Genomic DNA, 17,856 nt, shown 5'->3' with positions numbered 1-17,856 from the left:
GAACGTGGTACGGCGCGCGGCCGTAACGAACTCCTTACAGACTCGGCGTCCCACAAGATCCTGAGGGGGACGTCAATGAACCACCATGAGCAGCCCTGGGTCAGTCGACGGGGATTCCTGCGCGCCGTCGGAGTGAGCGGCGGCGCCGGTGCGATGCTCGCCACGATGGGCGCGTTGGGATTGGCGCCGACCGCCGCCGCGGCGGCCCCGCCCTTCCGGGCCCCGACCCGCTCCGACTTCTCTCTCACCGGCCGTTCCGGCGCCCGGGTGGTCATCCTCGGTGGCGGCGTCGCCGGCCTCGCGGTGGCGTACGAGTTGGGCAAGGCCGGCTACGACTGCACGGTGCTGGAGGCCCGGGCCCGCGCCGGTGGGCGGAACCTGACGATCCGGGGTGGGTCCGTCGAGACCGACCTGGACGGTCACACCCAGCGGGCGCGGTTCTCCGACGGTGTCTATCTGAACGCCGGCCCCGGCCGGATCGCCCAGTGGATGGTCACGATGGACTACTGCCGCGAGCTGGGGGTGCCCGTCGAGGTCTTCACCAACGCCAACGCCGACGCGCTCATCTACAACGAGTCGGCCGGGATGTCCGCTCCGGTGCGCTACCGCACGGCCAAGGCCGACGTCTACGGCTACGTGTCGGAGCTGCTGGCCAAGGCCACCGACCAGGGCGCCCTGGACGGTCGGCTCACCGCCACCGACAAGGAGCGGCTGCTGAGCTTCCTGCAGAGCTTCGGCGCGATCGGTGGGCGGACCGCCGGTTGGGCGTACGCGGGGACGACGCGGCGTGGCTTCGTCAGCTACCCGGGGGCGGGCAACGACGCGGGGGAGCCGTTGGGCGCCCCGCCCGCCCTGTCGGACGTCTTCGCGAGCAACGTCGGGCGCTACTTCTCCTTCGAGCTCGGCTACGACCAGGCGATGCTGATGTTCCAGCCGGTCGGGGGGATGGACCAGATCCCGATGGCGCTCGCCCGCGCGGTCGGGCACCACCGCATCCGGCTGGGAGCAGAGGTCACCGACGTCACCGACCGGGGGCGCGAGGTGGAGGTGACGTATCGGCAGGGTGGCCGGGAGCGGCTGGTCCGGGCTGACTACTGCGTCGCCACGCTGCCGCCGCACCTGATGGCCCGGGTGCCGCACAACCTCGGCGGCGACGTGACCGCCGCGCTGCGCGGCTTCGGGATCAGCGCGGCCGGCAAGATCGGGCTGGAGTATCGCAGCCGGTGGTGGGAGACGGACCAGCGCATCTACGGCGGCATCACCGAGACGGACCTGGACCTGGCGCACGTCTGGTACCCGTCGTACGGCTACCACGGGCGGCGGGGGCTCATCGTCGGCTACTACAACACCGGTGCCAACGCCCGGGCGTACAGCGCGCTGACCCCCGCACAGCGGCAGGAGCGGGCGGTCACCCAGGGGGTGAAGATCCACGGTCCGAAGTACCGCAGCGAGTTGGTGACGTCGTACTCGCAGGCGTGGGACCGGACCCGCTACCTGGAGGGCGCCTGGACCTCACCGCCGTGGGGCTCGGCCGGCTACGACCTGCTGCTGCGTCCGGCCGGGCGGGTCTACTTCGCCGGTGACTGGCTCAGCCACGAGGTGGCCTGGCAGCACGGCGCCTTCGTGTCGGCGCGCACGGTGGTGACGGCGCTGCACGAGCGGGTGATGGCGGGCTGAGCCGACGCGTCCGCCGGCCCGGCCGCGAGCCCCGCGCCGGGCCGGTGGGAGGCATAGCTCCGGCGGTACGACCCAGAGGGTATGGCCATTTATCCACGACGATCAATATGCTGACCGCATTCGTGAATCAGGTGCGCTCACGAGGCGTACCGGCCCTGATGCGGAGGAACGTATGGTTCGCTGGCGCACCCTCACCGGCCTGTTGGCCGCCGCGCTGGCCGCGGTGACCGCGGGCAGCCTCACCCTCACGGCACCGGCGTCCGCCGCGGACGGCGGCACGATGACGCCGTACGTCGTGGGCGGCACCCGCGCCGCCCAGGGTGAGTTCCCGTTCATGGTCCGGCTCTCCATGGGCTGCGGCGGTTCCCTCTACAGCTCCCGGCTCGTGCTCACCGCCGCCCACTGCGTCGGCGCCACCGGCAACAACACCAGCATCACGGCGACCCTCGGCGTGGTCGACCTCCAGTCGTCGAGCCGGATCACCGTCCGGTCGAACTACGTCTACCGCGCCCCCGGCTACAACGGCAACGGCAAGGACTGGGCGCTGATCCGGCTGGCGACCCCGGTCACCGGTCTGAGCACGCTGAAGATCGCCAACACGACCGCGTACGACAACGGCACCTTCACCGTCGCCGGCTGGGGAGCGGCCCGCGAGGGCGGCCCGCAGCAGCGGTACCTGCTCAAGGCCACCGTGCCGTTCGTCAGCGACGCCACCTGCGACGCCAACTACGGCGGGGACGTGATCCCCGCCGAGGAGATCTGCGCCGGCTACACCAGCGGCGGTGTCGACACCTGCCAGGGTGACTCGGGCGGCCCGATGTTCCGCCGCGACGCCAACAACGCCTGGATCCAGGTCGGCATCGTCAGCTGGGGCTACGGCTGCGCCCGCCCCAACTACCCGGGCGTCTACACCCAGGTCAGCTACTTCGCCTCGGCGATCGCATCGGCCGCGGCCAGCCTCGGCGGCTGACCGTACGACCGATCGGGCGGCCCGGCTGCTGACCAGCCGGGCCGCCCTCGAGTGGAGCGGGTTCGCCCTGGGTGATGGTCGACGCGGTCGCGCCCTACCACGCGGCGTTCACCGAGGCGATGCGCGCCACGTACGGCCGGATGCTCGCCAAGGGGCGGCCGCGCATCACCCGCTACCGGCCCGGCGCGTCCCGCTTCAGCGTCGTCGACCCCTCCGGCAACACGATTATCTTCATCCGGCGGGACGAACCCGAGGACCTGGACTACGGCGGCTCGACCGAGCTTTCCGGGCTGGCCCGGGTCCTCGACAACGCGCGGATCCTGCGGGAGTTCAAGAGCGACGACCGGGCGGCCTTCCGCGCGCTCAACTCGGGGCTGCGCCGCCACGGCGACGCCGCGTCCACCCTCGACCGGGCGCTGGCGCTCGCCGGGCTGATCGAGCTGTCGACCGCGCTGGAGGAACCGGAGCGGGTACCCGACTGGGGTGCGCGGCTGCGGCGACTGCCGTTGACCGCCGACGAACGCGACCGGGTGTGCCAGGCCGTGGCCGACCCGGACCAGCTGGCGCCCTGGCTGCCCGACGCCACCTGAGGCCGCGCGCCGGTCCGTCAGCACCCCGGCCGATCGCGGCCCGCCGGGTCAGGCGGCCCCGGCCAGGCCGCGCAGGCCCACCAGGCCGTCCACGGGGACGCGGCCGAGCTCCCGGCCGGAGGTGACGTCGTGCCAGCTCACCGCGCCCGGCTGGCCGACGTGCAGGCGGGCGCCGTCGGGGCTGAGCACCAGACCGGTGACGCGTTCGCGCATCGCCCACTCGCCGACCACCCGCAGGCCGGCGACGTCGACCGTACGCACGCTCGGCCCCGCCGCGAGGAACAGGCGCGTGCCGTCGGTGGCCGCGTACGCGACGCCGGCGCCGGCGGCCACGGTGGCCGTGCGGAGCACGGTGAGCTGCTCGGTGGAGATCTCCGCGACGGTGCCGGAGGCCACGTCCGCGACGAAGAGGCTGCGTCCGTCGGGGCTGACGGCGATGGCGTGGCAGCTCGCCGGGCCCGCGCCGAACGGGTGCGGCAGGTCGACGCAGTACGCCCACCGGTCCCCGAGGTGCAGCGTGTGGACGAAGGCGTGGACGTTGCCCGGCCGTCCACTGAGCAGGTCCCGGGTGTGCCGGTGGTCGGCCTGGTGGGTGTAGAGCGTGTACAGGGTGCTGCGGTCCGGCGCGAGCACCGCCTGGCGTCCGTCGCCGCGCATCTCCTCCTCGGCGCCGGGCGGCACGAGTGCCTTGGCGCGGGTCTGGAGGGGGCCGGCTGTGCCGGTGGCGAGGTCGACGACGCGGACCCGGTACCGGTCCGGTCGTGCCGGTGGCAGCCAGTCGATGACGAACAGGCCGGTGCCGTCCCGGGTGAACGCCTCCGGTACGACGTTGCCCGGCAACCGCAGCCGGTGGCGTACGCCGCCGAGGTCCGCGACGAGGACCGGGGTGACCTCCCGCCCGGGCGGGCGCCCCTCGGTCACGCCGACCGCGTCCGGGGTGAGCGCGACCAGCAGACCGTTGGCCGAGACGGCCTGCGGCGCCCACCGGCCCGGCAGCGTGACCCGCGGCGACGCCCCGCCGGTGGCCACGTCGACCCGGAAGAACGCCGTGTCGGCGCCGCCCGGTTCCGTACCGTAGATCATCCGCCCGTCGGCGGAGGCGAGCGAGTGGGGCAGCGTCAGCCGGTCGCCGCCCCGCAGCACGCCCAGGCCGTCGGTCAGCTCCACGAGCAGCGGATCCGGCACGGCCACGGCACGGGCGCCGGTCGGTCGCGCCCCGGTGTCACAGCCGACCAGCGCCGCGGCGCCGCCGCCGGCCAGCAGGGTCAGGATGGTGCGCCGCGAAAGCACGGTCCTCGTCATCATGTCCCGGTGACACCGCCGCCACCGCCGAGGTTCCCTCGGGCGGAGAGTGGAACCCGGACGCCGCGGGCGGTGTCATGAGGGTGATCCCACCGGAGGTTCCACTGGACGACGACGAGTTCGTCACCCGCGCCCAGACCGGTGACCGGGAGGCGTACGACGTCCTGGTCGCCCGACACACCGCGTCCGCGTACCGGACGGCGGTGCTGCTCGGCGCGGGCCCGGATGCGGAGGACGTCATCCAGGAGGCGTTCGTGAAGGGCTACCGCAACCTCGCCCGCTACCGCGGCGAGTCGTCCTTCCGCTCCTGGCTGCTCGCGATCGTGGCGAACGAGACCCGCAACCTGCACCGGTCGCGGGACCGGCGCGACGGGCTGGTCCTGCGGGCCGCCGCCGCGAATCCGGACGCGGAGGTCGCCGGTGACGGCGCGGTCGGGGCGGTGCTGGCCGCGGAGCGCCGGGCCCTGCTGGTGGACGCGCTGCGCCGGCTGCCGGTGAAGGACCGCGAGGTCATCGTGTGCCGCTTCTTCCTCGACCTGAGCGAGGACGAGACGGTGGCGATGCTGGGGTGGCCCCGGGGCACGGTGAAGTCGCGGACCTCCCGGGCGCTGGCGAAGCTGCGGGGCCTGCTCGACCGCCAGGAGGTCCACCATGGATGACCTGGAGCGGGAGCTACGGGACCTGTCGACGTGGCTGGAGACCCCGGATCCGCCGGACGTCACCGCCCGCGTACGCCAGCGGATCGCCGCGCCACCACGGCCGCGCCGCCGATGGCGCTACTACCTCGCCGCCGCCCTCGTCGCGCTGGGCGTCGCGGTGCTGCCGCCGGGCCGGGCCGCCCTCGCCGACGCGGTGGCGGGCCTGCTGCGCTTCGCGGGCGTCACGATCGCGACCTCGCCCACCTCGCCACTGCCCTCCGGTACGCCCGCGCCGCTGCCGTCGCAGGTCGCGGTCGACCTGGCGGAGGCGGCGCGGAAGGTGCGCTTCCCCGTCCGCGTGCCGGCCCGGCTCGGTCCACCCGAGCGGGTCCTCGTGGCCGACCCCGACCCGTCCGGCTCCTACCGGGTCGCCACGCTGCTCTACCGCGGCGGGGCGTTGCGGGTCGACGCGTTCGACGGTCACCTCGACCCGGTCTTCCAGAAGCAGGCCAGCGGGCCGGGTGTCGAGTGGGTGCAGGTCGACGGCGGCTTCGCCGTCTGGGTCGCCGGCCCGCACACCGTCACCTACGTCGACCCCACCGGCGAGGTACGCGTCGAGACCGCGCGGCTCGCCGCGTCGACCCTGATCTGGTCGCGCGCCGACGTCACCTACCGCATCGAGGGTGACCTCACCCAGACGGAGGCCATCGAGATCGCCGGCTCACTGCGGTAACCCGGTGGTGCCCGGCCCGCCGCAGGTGTCCGCGCTGCTGACGGCCGCCGCTGGCGTGGCCGGCAACTACCCGGAACGGGGGTTGTCGATGGCGGGTGAGGCGCAGGTCGGTGGACGGCCAGGGTCGGTCACGATCGCCGTGGTCCTGATGACCGTGGTGGCCCTCGGCCACCTGGTCGACGCGGTGGCCGTGCTCGCCGGCGCGGACGCGGTCGAGCGGACGGTAGGAACCGTCGACCGGTCGGCGGAGTTGTCGGTGCTGGTCCGCAAGCACCAGCGCGGCGAGCTGACCGACGGGAGTTCGCGGCGGCGCGTCGGCGGCTGCTCGACGGCGACTGACCGGGTGCCGGGTCGGTCGGCGCACCGGCGGAACCGGGGGAGCCCGGCCGGTGTCCTCCTGGTGGACGGACACCGGTGGAGCGACGGGGGTGAGGGCGCGATGAGATCGTGGAGCAGGGTGGCGCTGGGTGCGGTGATCGTGGTTGCGGGGTGCACCGGGCCGGGCGCGGCGACCTCGCCGGTCGGCGCGCCCGCCGGCACCGTCCCCGCCGACCGGGCGGGCGGCGGGGACGGCTGCGGCTCGCCGATCGCGACGGATGCGCTGCCCGACTGGGCGGACGCGGGTTTCAGGGGCGACGCCCGCGTCCCGCACGTCTTCGGCGCGGGGGGCGAGATCGTCGCGGTGCTGTTCGGCAACCCGCTGCGGGTGACCAGGGTGGACGGCTCGGCCAACAAGATCCTCTGGGTCGCCCGTACCGAGTCCACGCCGGCGGACGCGACGGCGTCGACCGACCTGACGATCACGGCGACGCTCGACGGCTCCGACACCCGGGTGACCCGCGAGGTCGCGGGCGGTCCCGGCCCGTCGATCGTGGACCTGCCGCGGGCCGGGTGCTGGCACCTCGACCTGCGGTGGAGTGGGGGTCAGGACACGATGGACCTGGTCTACGGCGAGCGTTAGACCGGGCGCGGCGGTCCGGGCGGGGCGCCCGGGCCGCCGGGTATGCGGGCGGTCAGCGGAGGTCGCGCGGAGGCATCCACGGAGGTCTTGCGCGTGTCATCGTATACAACATACGCTCCCCGAATCGCCCACTCGAGGAGCTCCCCATGACGTACCTCTCCTTCAGTGACACAGCCCTCCGCCGGCCCCGGCCCCTGCGGGCCGCGATGGTGGCGGCCCTCTTGTGCACCATCGCCGCGTGCTCACCGGTGTCCGACGGCGAGGGCGGCAGCCCGTCCGGCGGGAACCAGTCCGCCGGTCAGGACTCGTTCGGTTCGCCGGCGGACCCGTCCGCCGTGAAGGACGGCGGCCAACTGGTCATCGCCCTCTCCGCGGAACCCGACGCCCTCGACCCGACCCTGTCGCGCAGCCTCTACTCGCGCTACGTGTTCCAGGCCATGTGCCAGAAGCTGTACGACGTCGACGAGAAGGCGCAGGTCGTACCGCAGCTGGCGACCGCCCTTCCCACCACCAGCGGCGACGGGAAGACGGTGACCATCCCGCTGCGTCAGGACGCGAAGTTCGCGGACGGCACGCCGTTCGACGCCGCCGCGGTGAAGACCACGATCGAGCGGCACCTCACCAACGCCCGGTCGGCGCGCAAGAGCGAGCTCGGCCCCATCGAGGCCGTCGACACGCCGGACGCGCACACCGTCGTCATCCGCCTGAAGCAGCCCTTCGCGCCCCTGGTCGGCGCCCTCGCGGACCGCGCCGGCATGATCCTGAGCCCGAAGGCGGTGCAGAGCCTGGGCGACGACTTCGCCAGCGCCCCGGTCTGCGTTGGCCCGTTCAAGTTCGCCAAGCGGGTGCCCCAGAACTCCATCGACGTCGTGAAGGACCCCAACTTCTACGACGCCAGCAAGGTCCACCTGGACGGCATCTCCTGGCGGATCCTCACCGACGCGAGCATCCGCGCCGCCAACCTGCGCTCCGGCGACGCCCAGGTCGCCGACAGCGTCTCCACGCAGGACGTCGCGTCGCTTCAGCAGGACTCCGCGCTCACCGTGCTCCAGTCGCAGTCCCTCGGCTACCAGGGCCTCACCTTCAATATCGGCAACGTCGACGGCGTCGGCACCACGCCGAAGCCGATCAACCGTCCGATCGCCCAGAACGCCAAGGTCCGCCAGGCCTTCGAGCACGCGATCGACCGCAAGGCCCTCGTCCAGGCGGTCTTCAACGGGATCCCCGCGGTCGCCTGCTCGCCGATCTCACCCGCGAGCCCGTTCTCGAGCCCCGAGGCGCAGGCGTGCCCGGCGCACGACCCCGCCAAGGCCAAGCAGTTGCTCGGTGAGGCCGGCGTCCAGACCCCGTACCCGGTGACCATGCTCGCGTCGAACACGCCGGACACGTTGCGGCTCGCCCAGGCGTTGCAGGCCATGGTGAAGGACGGCGGTTTCGACCTCAAGATCAACCCGGTGGAGTACTCGTCACTCCTCGACGAGCAGGACCGCGGGAACTTCGAACTGCTGCAACTGGGGTGGAGCGGACGCATCGACCCGGACGCCAACATCACCAACTTCGTCGGCACGGGCGGCAGCCAGAACGTCTCCGGCTACAGCAACCCCCAACTCGACGCCGCGCTGACCCAGGCCCGCCAGTCCAACGACCTCGAGGAGCGCAAGAGGCTCTACGGCCAGGCGGTGACGATCCTCCAGCAGGACGACGCGCTGATCTACCTCTACCGGCAGCGGAACCTGACGGCCTTCTCCAACAAGATCCAGGGCCTGCAGGTCTTCCCGGACGGCGTGATCCGCGCGGCCTTCGCCGGATTCACCAAGTAGGTCCTCGTGCTCCGATACCTCCTCACGCGCGCCTGGCAGTCGGCGTTGACCCTGCTGCTGTCGACGGTCGTGGTGTTCCTCGGCGTGCGGGCGCTGCCCGGGGACCCGGCCCTCGCCCTCGCGGGCGAGGACCGGTCCCCGGAGGCGCTGGCCGCCATCCGGCACCACTACGGGCTGGACCAGCCGCTGCCCCTGCAGTTCGCCCAGTACGTCGAACGCATGGCGCAGGGCGACTTCGGTGAGTCGATCCGCACCGGGATCCCGGTCTCCTCGATGCTCACCACCGCCCTGCCCGTGACGGTCGAACTCGCCGTCCTGGCGATCCTCATCGCCGCGGTGCTGGGTGTCGGCGCCGGGGTGCTCGCGGCGGTCCGTCGCGGACACCCGGCGGAGTGGCTGGCCAACGGGCTGGCGCTGGTGGGTCTGTCGGTTCCGCACTTCTGGCTCGGCCTGCTCGCGATCCTCTACCTCTCCGTGGCGGCGGGACTCTTCCCGGCGTCCGGGTTCGTGCCGATCCTCGACGACCCCGTCGACAACCTGCACCACATCGTCCTGCCGGCCGTCATCCTCGGCACCGGCCTCGCCGCCATCATCATGCGGCAGACCCGCTCCGCGATGCTGGACTCGCTCTCGTCCGACTACGTGCGGACGGCGAAGGCGAAGGGGCTGCGGCCACGAGCCGTGGTCACCCGGCACGCCCTGCGCAACAGTCTCATCGTGGTGGTGACGATCGTCGGCCTGCAACTCGGCGGCCTGATCTCCGGGGCGGTCGTCACCGAACAGATCTTCGGGCTCCCCGGCTTCGGAAAGATGACCATCGACGCCGTGTTCCAGCGCGACTACCCGGTGATCCAGGCGGTCGTCCTGCTCACCGCGACCGCGTACATCGTCATCAACTTCCTCGTCGACCTGCTCTACTCGGTCATCGATCCGCGGATCCGCGTGACGGGAGACCCGGCATGACCGTCCTCAGCGTTCCGATGGCGGACGCGGCCCCGACCACCGTCACCCGAGGCACCCGGGTCCTGCGCCGCCTGCGCCGCAACCCGCTCGCCGTGGTCAGCTTCGTCGTCCTCGCGCTGGTCGCCGTGGTGGCCCTGCTCTCACCCTGGATCGCCCCCTACGCGGTCGAGCAGACCGACTTCGCCCACACGTTCTCACCGCCGGGCACCCCCGGCCACCTGCTCGGCACCGACGACCTCGGCCGCGACGTGCTGTCCCGCATCATGCTCGGCGCCCGCGCGTCCCTGCAGGTCGGGCTCCTGGCCGTGGCCACCTCCCTGATCATCGGCGTGCCGCTCGGCCTCGCCGCCGGCTACTTCCGGGCCTGGGACGCCGTGATCTCACGGTTCACCGACCTGCTGCTGGCGTTCCCGTTCCTGATCATGGCCGTCGGGCTGGCCGCCATCCGGGGCGCCAGCCTCGGCAACGCCGCCGTCGCCATCGGGATCGCCCAGATCCCCGGCGTGATCCGGGTCGTACGCTCGGACACGCTCCGGCTGAAGTCGCTCGACTTCGTCGCGGCGGCCGTCGTGGACGGCGCCGGCGACCTGTGGGTGCTCGCCCGACACATCCTGCCGAACGCCACCTCCGTGATCCTGGTGCAGGCCACGGTCGCGATCCCCGCCGCGATCCTGGGCGAGGCCGTGCTGTCGTTCCTCGGCCTCGGCATCCAGCCCCCGGCACCGAGCCTGGGCACCATGCTGGCCACCGCCCAGCAGTTCGCCGCCCGCGCCCCGTGGGCGGCGGTCCTCCCCGGCGTCGTGATCATGGGCCTGGCGCTGGCGTTCAACGTGTTCGGCGACGCGCTGCGAGACGCCCTCGACCCGAAGGGAGACCGGTGATGACCACCGTCGAGGCGGCCGGCACGCCCGCCACCGCGGTCACCGCGCCCGTCCTTGAGGTACGCGACCTCTCGGTGTCGTTCACCACCGAGGGCGGAACGGTCTCGGCGGTCGACCGGGTGAACCTGGACCTCGCCTCCGGCGAGATCGTCGGGATGGTCGGCGAGTCGGGGTGCGGCAAGAGCGTCACCGCGATGAGCATCGCCGGCCTGCTGCCCGACAGCGCCCGCACCACCGGCTCGGTGCGGCTGCGGGGCACGGAGCTGGTCGGAGCCCGCGAGTCGGTGCTGCGCCGCGTCCGGGGCAAGGAGATCGCCTACATCTTCCAGGAGCCGATGACCTCGCTGAACCCGGTGCTCACCGTGGGCCGGCAGATCGGTGAGGTGTTGCAGGTCCACGAGCGGATGTCCCGACGGGCCGCCCGGGCGCGCGCCGTCGAACTGCTCGCCCTCGTGGGCATCCCGTCCCCGGCGGCCCGCGTCGACAACTACCCGCACCAGCTCTCCGGCGGCATGCGCCAGCGCGTGATGATCGCGATGGCGGTGGCCTGCGGGCCGAAGGTGCTGGTCGCCGACGAACCCACCACGGCTCTCGACGTCACCGTGCAGGCCGGCATCCTCCAGGTGCTCCGCGACATGCGGGACCGGCTGGGCACCACCATCCTCATCATCACCCACGACCTGGGCGTCATCGCCGACATCGCGGACCGCGTCCTGGTCATGTACGCCGGCCGGGTGGCCGAGCAGGCGCCGGTCACCGACCTGTTCGCCCATCCCCGCCACCGGTACACCGCCGGCCTGCTGTCCGCGTCCCCGACCCCGGGCCGGCACGCCGGCACCGACCGGCTGTCGGAGATCCCCGGTCTCGTCCCCGTCCTGTCCACCCAGCCCGACGCGTGCACGTTCGCGGACCGCTGCCCGGCGGTCGACGAGCGGTGCCGCGAGGCCGCGCCGCCACTGGAACCGGTCCGCCCGCCCGGGACGACGGCCGCGACGACCGACCACCTCGCGGCCTGCTGGCACCCCTGCCCCACGCCCCGGACCCAGCCGGAGGAGACGAGCCCATGACAGCCGAACCCCACGCCCTCGACCTCGAGGACCTGGTGATGCACTTCGGGCCCGTACGCGCCGTCGACGGCGTGTCCCTGACCATCCCGAAGGGTCGGGTCACCGCCCTGGTGGGGGAGAGCGGCTCCGGCAAGTCGACCGTCGGCCGCTGCGTGGTGCGGCTCGTGGAGCCGACCGCGGGCGTGGTCCGCATCGCCGGAGCCGACGTCACCCACCTGTCCCGTCGGCGGCTGCGCCGCCACCGCGGCGCCGTGTCCATCGTGTTCCAGGACCCGGCCGCCTCCCTCGACCCGCGCATGCTGGTGGGTGAGGTCGTCGCCGAGCCCCTGCGGCTGTCCGGCCGCCGGGTGGGGCGCCGGGAGCGGGAGGCGCGCGTCGCCCGGGAGCTGGAACGGGTGGGCCTGCGCGCCGAGGTGGCCCGTCGCTACCCGCACGAACTCTCCGGCGGGCAGCGGCAGCGGGTCAGCATCGCCCGGGCCCTGATCTCCGAGCCCATGCTGCTGATCGCGGACGAGCCCACCAGCGCCCTCGACGTGTCGGTGCAGGCGTCGGTGCTCAACCTCCTCGCCGACCTGCAACGGGACATCGGGTTCGCCTGCCTGTTCATCACCCACGACCTGTCCGCCGTCGAGTACCTGGCCGACGACATCGCCGTCATGTACCTCGGCCAACTCGTCGAGAAGGGCCCCCGGGAGCAGGTCTTCGCCCGCCCGGCCCACCCCTACACGCAGGCGCTGCTGGCGGCCGCGCCGGTGGCCGACCCGGTGCGGCAACGACGACGCCAGCCGGTGCTGCTCGGTGACGACCTGCCGTCGGCGCTGGACCCGCCGTCCGGCTGCCGCTTCCGGACCCGGTGCCCCCTCGCGTTCGACCGGTGCGCCAGGGAGGTGCCGGCGCAAGTGCCGTTCGGCTCCGGCATGGCCGCCTGCCACCTGGTCCAGCGCGACGGCGCCCGGCCCGACGTGCGGGCCGCCGACACGAGTGAGGTGTTGTCATGACGTTCACCACCAGACCCACCCTGCAGGGCACCTTCGGCATGGTGTCCTCCACGCACTGGCTGGCGAGCCAGGCCGCGATGGGGATCCTCGAACGCGGTGGGAACGCCTTCGACGCCGCGGTCACCGCCGGCTTCGTCCTGCACGTCGTCGAACCGCACCTCAACGGCCCCGGCGGCGAGGTGCCGGCGATCGTGGCGACCGCCGGCGACCCCACCCCGAAGGTGCTCTGCGGGCAGGGACCGGCGCCGGCGGGCGCCACCATCGCCTACTTCCGGTCGCTCGGCCTGGACCTCGTCCCCGGGTCCGGCCCGCTCGCCGCGGCCGTGCCCGGTGCCGTGGACGCCTGGCTCCTGCTGCTGCGCGACCACGGCACGCTGCGCGTGGAGGACGTCCTGGAACCGGCGATCGGGTACGCCGCCGCCGGGCACCCGCTCATCGCCCGGGTCGGCGAGACCGTGGCGGCCGTACGGGGGCTGTTCGAGGAGGACTGGCACACGTCGGCACAGCTGTGGCTGCGTGCCGGCCGCCCGCCCGCGGCGGGGGAACTGTTCACCAACCCGGCGTACGCCCGTACCCTGCAGGAGCTGGTGAAGGCAGGGCAGGCGGCCGGCACCGACCGGGAGGCGCAGATCGAGGCCGTCCGCCGCACGTGGCGCCAGGGCTTCGTCGCCGAGGCGATCGACCGGTTCAGCCGGCTGCCGTTCCGGGACTCCAGCGGCCGGGCGCACCCCGGCCTCGTCACCGGCGCGGACCTCGCCGGCTACTCCGCGACCTGGGAGGAGCCGGTCACCCTCGACTGGCACGGCTACTCGGTGGCGAAGACCGGCTTCTGGGGCCAGGGTCCGGTGCTGCTGCAGAGCCTCGCGGTCCTCGACGCGCTCGACGACCCGCGCGCGTACGACACCGCCACCGCCTACGGCATCCACAGCCAGGCCGAGGCCCTCAAGCTCGCCTTCGCCGACCGTGAGGCCTGGTACGGCGACAGCGCCGACGTGCCCGCCAAGACCCTGCTGTCCCGCGAGTACGCCCGCGAGCGGGCCGCCCTGCTGCACGACCGGGCGTCGACGGACCTGCGACCGGGCCGGCCCGACGGGGCCGAGCCCGCCCTGCCCGACCACGTCCGGCGGGGCCGGGGACGTTCCGGCGAACGGGTCGACGCCACGACGGGGGAGCCGACGGTGACCCGGGACGGGGTGACCCGCGGCGACACCTGCCACGTCGACGTGGTCGACCGCTGGGGCAACATGATCTCGGCGACGCCGAGCGGCGGCTGGCTGCAGAGCTCACCGACCATCCCGGAGCTCGGCTTCCCCCTCGGCAGCCGGCTGCAGATGTTCTGGTTGCAGGAGGGGCTCACCTCGTCGCTCGTTCCCGGGCGGCGGCCGCGCACCACGCTGAGCCCGACGATGGTGCACCGCGACGGCGAGCCGGTGCTGGCGTGCGGCACTCCGGGCGGCGACCAGCAGGACCAGTGGCAGTTGCCGTTCCTGCTGCGCCACCTGGTCGACGGCCGCTCCCTCCAGGAGGCCATCGACGCGCCCGCGTGGCACAGCGCGAGCCCGCCGGCGTCGTTCTATCCCCGCGACAGCGAGCCGGGGGTCCTGGTCGTCGAGGACCGGGTCGGCGACGACGTGCTGGCGGGACTGCGGGCGTACGGGCACGAGGTGCGCCCGTCGGCGCCGTGGAGCCTGGGCCGGCTCTGTGCGGTCACCCGGGACCCGCGGACGGGGGTGTTGGCGGCCGGGGCGAACCCGCGCGGCATGCAGGGCTACGCCTGCGGGCGATGACGGTCAGTGGGCGCCGTAGCCGCCCTCGGCGTTCTCGTAGGCCGCCGCGGACGCCGCGTCGAGGTGGGCCAGGGCCGCCCGCTCGGCCCGCTCGCCGTCGCCGGACTCGATGGCGTCGACCAGTTGGATGTGCTCGGCCCACGAGTGCGGAGCCCGCTCCGCGGCGCCCAGCCGGAAGACCCACTGCACATGGAGGTACAGCGCCTTGGCGATCGACGACAGCCAGGGGTTTCCGCTGATCTGGAGGATTCGCAGGTGCAGGGCGCTGTTCAGCTCGGCGACCCGGCGCAGGTCCTGCCGCTCCGTCGCGGCGCGGCCCTCGTCCAGCAGGGCCCGCAGACCGGCCACGTCCGCGGCCGTCGCCCGCTCCGCCGCCAGCCGGGCGGCCAGCGCCTCCAGCCGCTCGCGTACGGCGAACATGTCGCCGATGGTGCCGCTGCTGGGAGAGGCGACGACCGCCCCGCGCCGGGGCAGGATCACCACGAAGCCCTCCGCCTCGGCCACCCGCAGTGCCTCGCGGACGGGGTTGCGCGACACCCCGAAGTCCTCGGCCAGCCGGTCCTCGGTCAGCCGCTCGCCCGGGCGGTAGTCGCCGTCGATGATGGCGGTCCGCAGGGCGGCGAGGACCTGGTCGCGTAGCGGCAGGTGTTGAGCGCCGAGCTTGTGCCGCAGGTCTTCAGCCAACCTGATCGCCTTCCCGTGACCCCGTCCCGACGGAGTGTATACGAAGAACAATCTTGGAAGGATGGCCGACAGTGCCGAGAACAGCGCCGAACGTCATCGGCCGGTCCGTCGAGACGGACGCCGACCACCACCTGACCGGACGACGGCACCATCTCGTCGTCGTGCTCACGTTCCTGACCGGCTCCGCCGACGCCATCGGCTTCCTCGCCCTGGGCGGTGCCTTCTCCAGCGTCATGACGGGCAACATGGTGCTGCTCGGGCTCTCGGCCGGCCGGGGCGACGCCGACCTCGCCCTGACCTCCGGCTGCGCCATCGCCAGCTTCGTCGTCGGTGTCCTCGCCGGCGCCCGGCTCGCCGGCCGGCCGGAGCCGGACGATCCGGTCTGGCCCCGACGGGTCACCTGGGCGCTGCTCCTGGAACTCCTGGTGTTCCTCGTCTTCCTGGTCCTCTGGGAGGTCACCCTGCACGACCGGGGGGAGCGTGTGGACCTCGCCCTGCTGATGCTGTCGGCCACGGCGCTGGGCGTGCAGAGCAGCGCCGTCCAACGATTCGGGGTTCCCGGCCTGTCGTCCACGTACCTGACCGGCACCCTCACCAGCCTGATCGCCGGCGTCGCCGTACGCCGTCCCTGGCGCGGCCTGCGGCCCCACGCCCACGTCCTGGTCGCGCTGATGACCGGCGCCGCGGTCGGCGCGCTGGTAGCGCGACACCTGCCCGCCTGGGCGCCCGCGCTGCTGATCGCGCCGCTGCTGCTCGTCGTCGCGGTCGCCTGGCCCATGACGGGCCGGCGACCGGCGTGGGCCCGCCGGTAGGCGTCGCCGCACCACCACGCCCGTCGCGGTGTTGACGGGCGTCGGCGCGGCGGCGGACTACCCTGGCTCTCGTGGATCAAGAAGACCGGATCGCCCTGTTCCTCGACTACGAGAATCTCGCCCTGGGTTTCCGTGACCACCACGGCGGCCTGCCGTTCGACTTCCGGCCCATCGCCGACGCGCTCGCCGAGCGGGGGAGGGTGGTCGTGCGCCGCGCGTACGCGGACTGGTCGTACTTCGACGAGGACCGGCGGATGCTCACCCGCAACCACGTCGAACTCATCGAGATCCCGCAGCGCATGGGTGCCTCGCGCAAGAACGCGGCCGACATCAAGATGGCCGTCGACGCCGTGGAGCTGGCCTTCGAGCGGGACTACATCTCGACGTTCGTGATCTGCACCGGGGACAGCGACTTCACGCCCCTGGTGCACAAGCTCCGCGAGCTGAACAAGCGGGTCGTCGGCGTCGGCGTGGAGAAGTCCACCTCCGCGCTGCTCCCGCCGGCCTGCGACGAGTTCCTCTTCTACGACCGGCTGGAGGGCGTCGAGATCCCGCCCGCCCGGTCCCGCCGGGCGCGTCCCACCCGCCAACCCAGCGCCGACACCGCGCCGGCGGAGACCCCGCAGGCCGAGACGCGGCAGGTCGAGGCGGAGCCGGACGCGCAGGCCGCCGAGGAGGCGGCACGCGACGTCGACCGGCTCGCCGCCCTCGTGGCCCAGACCGTCGCCGGCCTGCAGGGCAGCTCCGGCGGGGAGGTGACCGCCTCCCGGCTGAAGCGGACGCTGCTGCGGAAGGACCCGACCTTCACCGAGTCCGACTACGGTTTCCGCACCTTCGGCGAGCTGCTGCGGCACCTGGCCGGGGCCAACGTGATCGAGCTGGCCGAGGGCCCGGCCAAGGGCGACCCCGAGGTCTCGCTGCCCGAGCACGGTGACCGGGAGGTCGCCTTCGGGCTGCTCCGGTCGGTGGTCGTCGACATCAGCGGCGGCGGCGGCGCGGTCGCGCTGTCCGGGCTGAAGGACCAGCTGCGCCGGGCGCGTCCCGACTTCAGCGAGCAGAAGCTGGGCTACCGCAGCTTCCTGCAGTTCTGCAAGGCCGCGGCCACCGCCGGGGCGGTGCAGCTGCGGTGGAGCCCGGAGGCCGACGACTACCTGCTCACCCCGCAGCCCGGCTGAGCCGCCGCGGTCACCTGGCCGGGGAGTGCCGGGTGACCGCGTCGTCGCCGCCCGCCGGCGACCCGCCGCGGGGCGCGGCGGTCAGCGCCGGGTCGCCGGGTCGCCGGCCAGCAGGTCGGCGAGCGCGGCGACCCCACGCTGGTCGGCGAAGGCGATCAGCGTGTCGTCGCCGCGCAGGACGAAGTCCGGGGCCGGCGCGGCGATGACCTGCTCGCCGCGGACGACGGCCACGATCGAGGCTCCGGTGCGGGTACGCGCCCGCGTGTCACCGAGGGGTCGGTCCGCGTACGGGGAGCAGGCCGGCAGACGCACGCGGACGGCCGCTACGCCGTCGACCTGCCGTTCCAGCTCCGCCACATGGTCCACGGTGACCGGACGGTCCAGCGCGTCGGCGACCCAGCGCGCCTCGTGCGGTTCGAGGACGACGGTGGCGATCGCCCGCTCGGTGTCCTCGGGGTCGTAGACGACGAGATCACGCCGGCCGGTGAAGTGGCACACGACGCCGAGGCGATGCCCGGCGCGGGTGGTGGTGGCCCACCCGATGCCGACCCCGGGCAACGCGGTCCGTTCCATCATCATCGCTACCCTCCCGTCAACGGTGCTCCGGCGACCTGCGTCCAGGATGGGTCGGCGACCGGGCGTCCCGCATCGGTGCCGGCACCCATTCGCCGTGATCCGGGACCGCCGACCGGCCGGAAATGGGTGTCCGCCCCGATGCCGTACGGGCCTTCGCCGGGAGAGTCTCGGGGTGCGGGGGCTCCGGTTCGGGGCCCCCGACCAGCCCGCACGGGGTCGCGG

General features: G+C 73.4%; 17 protein-coding genes. 14 read left to right on the top strand and 3 right to left on the bottom strand.

What is annotated here, in order from left to right:
* The first annotated feature begins 75 nt into the window (after window positions 1-75).
* The 3 genes from GA0070620_RS06105 to GA0070620_RS06095 all read left to right on the top strand — a co-directional run bounded on the left by GA0070620_RS06105 (window position 76) and on the right by GA0070620_RS06095 (window position 3,237).
* Window positions 76-1,677: a flavin monoamine oxidase family protein gene (locus GA0070620_RS06105; protein WP_091588959.1), complete on the top strand. Its 1,602-nt coding sequence runs from the start codon at window positions 76-78 to the stop codon at window positions 1,675-1,677.
* A gap of 172 nt (window positions 1,678-1,849) precedes the next feature.
* Window positions 1,850-2,647, top strand: coding sequence for a S1 family peptidase (locus GA0070620_RS06100; protein ID WP_091588958.1), 798 nt, complete (start codon window positions 1,850-1,852; stop codon window positions 2,645-2,647).
* Window positions 2,648-2,718: 71 nt separating this feature from the next.
* The gene (locus tag GA0070620_RS06095) at window positions 2,719-3,237 is read left to right on the top strand and encodes a glyoxalase (RefSeq protein ID WP_197677557.1); all 519 of its coding nucleotides are present in this window, start codon (window positions 2,719-2,721) and stop codon (window positions 3,235-3,237) included.
* Window positions 3,238-3,285: 48 nt separating this feature from the next.
* On the opposite strand, the gene GA0070620_RS06090 is transcribed toward GA0070620_RS06095, so the two are convergent.
* Window positions 3,286-4,527, bottom strand: a complete 1,242-nt coding sequence (locus tag GA0070620_RS06090; protein ID WP_157741545.1) for a YncE family protein — start codon at window positions 4,525-4,527, stop codon at window positions 3,286-3,288.
* 89 nt (window positions 4,528-4,616) lie between these two features.
* Here GA0070620_RS06090 and GA0070620_RS06085 point away from each other — a divergent pair, with 89 nt between their 5' ends.
* From GA0070620_RS06085 to GA0070620_RS06045, 9 genes are all read left to right on the top strand, one after another.
* Window positions 4,617-5,198, top strand: a complete 582-nt coding sequence (locus GA0070620_RS06085; RefSeq protein ID WP_157741544.1) for an RNA polymerase sigma factor — start codon at window positions 4,617-4,619, stop codon at window positions 5,196-5,198.
* Window positions 5,191-5,910, top strand: coding sequence for a DUF3040 domain-containing protein (locus GA0070620_RS06080; protein ID WP_091588957.1), 720 nt, complete (start codon window positions 5,191-5,193; stop codon window positions 5,908-5,910). Before GA0070620_RS06085 ends, GA0070620_RS06080 begins: the two co-directional genes overlap by 8 nt.
* Window positions 5,911-5,914: 4 nt before the next feature.
* On the top strand, window positions 5,915-6,871 hold the full coding sequence (locus GA0070620_RS33475; protein ID WP_231922251.1) for a hypothetical protein: 957 nt from the start codon (window positions 5,915-5,917) through the stop codon (window positions 6,869-6,871).
* A 146-nt stretch (window positions 6,872-7,017) separates the two neighbouring features.
* Entirely contained in the window at window positions 7,018-8,691 is a 1,674-nt protein-coding gene (locus GA0070620_RS06070) for an ABC transporter substrate-binding protein (protein WP_197677556.1), read from the top strand.
* Between the two features lie 6 nt (window positions 8,692-8,697).
* Window positions 8,698-9,654: an ABC transporter permease gene (locus tag GA0070620_RS06065; protein ID WP_091588956.1), complete on the top strand. Its 957-nt coding sequence runs from the start codon at window positions 8,698-8,700 to the stop codon at window positions 9,652-9,654.
* The gene (locus tag GA0070620_RS06060; RefSeq protein WP_091588955.1) at window positions 9,651-10,535 is read left to right on the top strand and encodes an ABC transporter permease; all 885 of its coding nucleotides are present in this window, start codon (window positions 9,651-9,653) and stop codon (window positions 10,533-10,535) included. The genes GA0070620_RS06065 and GA0070620_RS06060 overlap by 4 nt, the downstream gene beginning before the upstream one ends.
* Window positions 10,535-11,602, top strand: coding sequence for an ABC transporter ATP-binding protein (locus GA0070620_RS06055; protein ID WP_091588954.1), 1,068 nt, complete (start codon window positions 10,535-10,537; stop codon window positions 11,600-11,602). Before GA0070620_RS06060 ends, GA0070620_RS06055 begins: the two co-directional genes overlap by 1 nt.
* Complete coding sequence (locus tag GA0070620_RS06050) at window positions 11,599-12,600, top strand: ABC transporter ATP-binding protein (RefSeq protein WP_091588953.1); 1,002 nt, start codon at window positions 11,599-11,601, stop codon at window positions 12,598-12,600. The genes GA0070620_RS06055 and GA0070620_RS06050 overlap by 4 nt, the downstream gene beginning before the upstream one ends.
* The gene (locus GA0070620_RS06045; RefSeq protein WP_091588952.1) at window positions 12,597-14,387 is read left to right on the top strand and encodes a gamma-glutamyltransferase family protein; all 1,791 of its coding nucleotides are present in this window, start codon (window positions 12,597-12,599) and stop codon (window positions 14,385-14,387) included. The genes GA0070620_RS06050 and GA0070620_RS06045 overlap by 4 nt, the downstream gene beginning before the upstream one ends.
* Before the next feature lie 3 nt (window positions 14,388-14,390).
* Here GA0070620_RS06045 and GA0070620_RS06040 read toward each other — a convergent pair whose 3' ends face one another.
* On the bottom strand, window positions 14,391-15,071 hold the full coding sequence (locus GA0070620_RS06040; RefSeq protein WP_157741543.1) for a GntR family transcriptional regulator: 681 nt from the start codon (window positions 15,069-15,071) through the stop codon (window positions 14,391-14,393).
* Window positions 15,072-15,142: 71 nt separating this feature from the next.
* On the opposite strand from GA0070620_RS06040, the gene GA0070620_RS06035 reads away from it, so the two are divergent.
* The gene (locus GA0070620_RS06035) at window positions 15,143-15,883 is read left to right on the top strand and encodes a YoaK family protein (RefSeq protein ID WP_157741542.1); all 741 of its coding nucleotides are present in this window, start codon (window positions 15,143-15,145) and stop codon (window positions 15,881-15,883) included.
* Window positions 15,884-15,954: 71 nt separating this feature from the next.
* Window positions 15,955-17,058, top strand: coding sequence for an NYN domain-containing protein (locus GA0070620_RS06030; protein WP_091588949.1), 1,104 nt, complete (start codon window positions 15,955-15,957; stop codon window positions 17,056-17,058).
* A gap of 81 nt (window positions 17,059-17,139) precedes the next feature.
* Here the strand turns inward: GA0070620_RS06030 and GA0070620_RS06025 are convergent, their stop codons facing one another.
* Window positions 17,140-17,637 carry a cation:proton antiporter regulatory subunit gene (locus GA0070620_RS06025; protein ID WP_091588948.1) on the bottom strand — a complete coding sequence of 166 codons (498 nt, stop codon included), beginning with the start codon at window positions 17,635-17,637 and terminating at the stop codon, window positions 17,140-17,142.
* Window positions 17,638-17,856 lie beyond the last annotated feature (219 nt).

The organism is Micromonospora krabiensis (assembly GCF_900091425.1).
Classification (GTDB): domain Bacteria; phylum Actinomycetota; class Actinomycetes; order Mycobacteriales; family Micromonosporaceae; genus Micromonospora; species Micromonospora krabiensis.
The sequence above is the reverse complement of the archived record's forward strand: the minus strand, read 5'-3'. Positions and strand labels throughout refer to the sequence as shown.

Coding starts and splice junctions, on each gene's coding strand:
- GA0070620_RS06060 (WP_091588955.1), top strand. CDS start 9,651: ATGACCGTCCTCAGCGTTCCGATGGCGGACGCGGCCCCGACCACCGTC.
- GA0070620_RS06070 (WP_197677556.1), top strand. CDS start 7,018: ATGACGTACCTCTCCTTCAGTGACACAGCCCTCCGCCGGCCCCGGCCC.
- GA0070620_RS06085 (WP_157741544.1), top strand. CDS start 4,617: ATGAGGGTGATCCCACCGGAGGTTCCACTGGACGACGACGAGTTCGTC.
- GA0070620_RS06080 (WP_091588957.1), top strand. CDS start 5,191: ATGGATGACCTGGAGCGGGAGCTACGGGACCTGTCGACGTGGCTGGAG.
- GA0070620_RS06025 (WP_091588948.1), bottom strand. CDS start 17,637: ATGATGATGGAACGGACCGCGTTGCCCGGGGTCGGCATCGGGTGGGCC.
- GA0070620_RS06105 (WP_091588959.1), top strand. CDS start 76: ATGAACCACCATGAGCAGCCCTGGGTCAGTCGACGGGGATTCCTGCGC.
- GA0070620_RS06045 (WP_091588952.1), top strand. CDS start 12,597: ATGACGTTCACCACCAGACCCACCCTGCAGGGCACCTTCGGCATGGTG.
- GA0070620_RS06055 (WP_091588954.1), top strand. CDS start 10,535: ATGACCACCGTCGAGGCGGCCGGCACGCCCGCCACCGCGGTCACCGCG.
- GA0070620_RS06050 (WP_091588953.1), top strand. CDS start 11,599: ATGACAGCCGAACCCCACGCCCTCGACCTCGAGGACCTGGTGATGCAC.
- GA0070620_RS06100 (WP_091588958.1), top strand. CDS start 1,850: ATGGTTCGCTGGCGCACCCTCACCGGCCTGTTGGCCGCCGCGCTGGCC.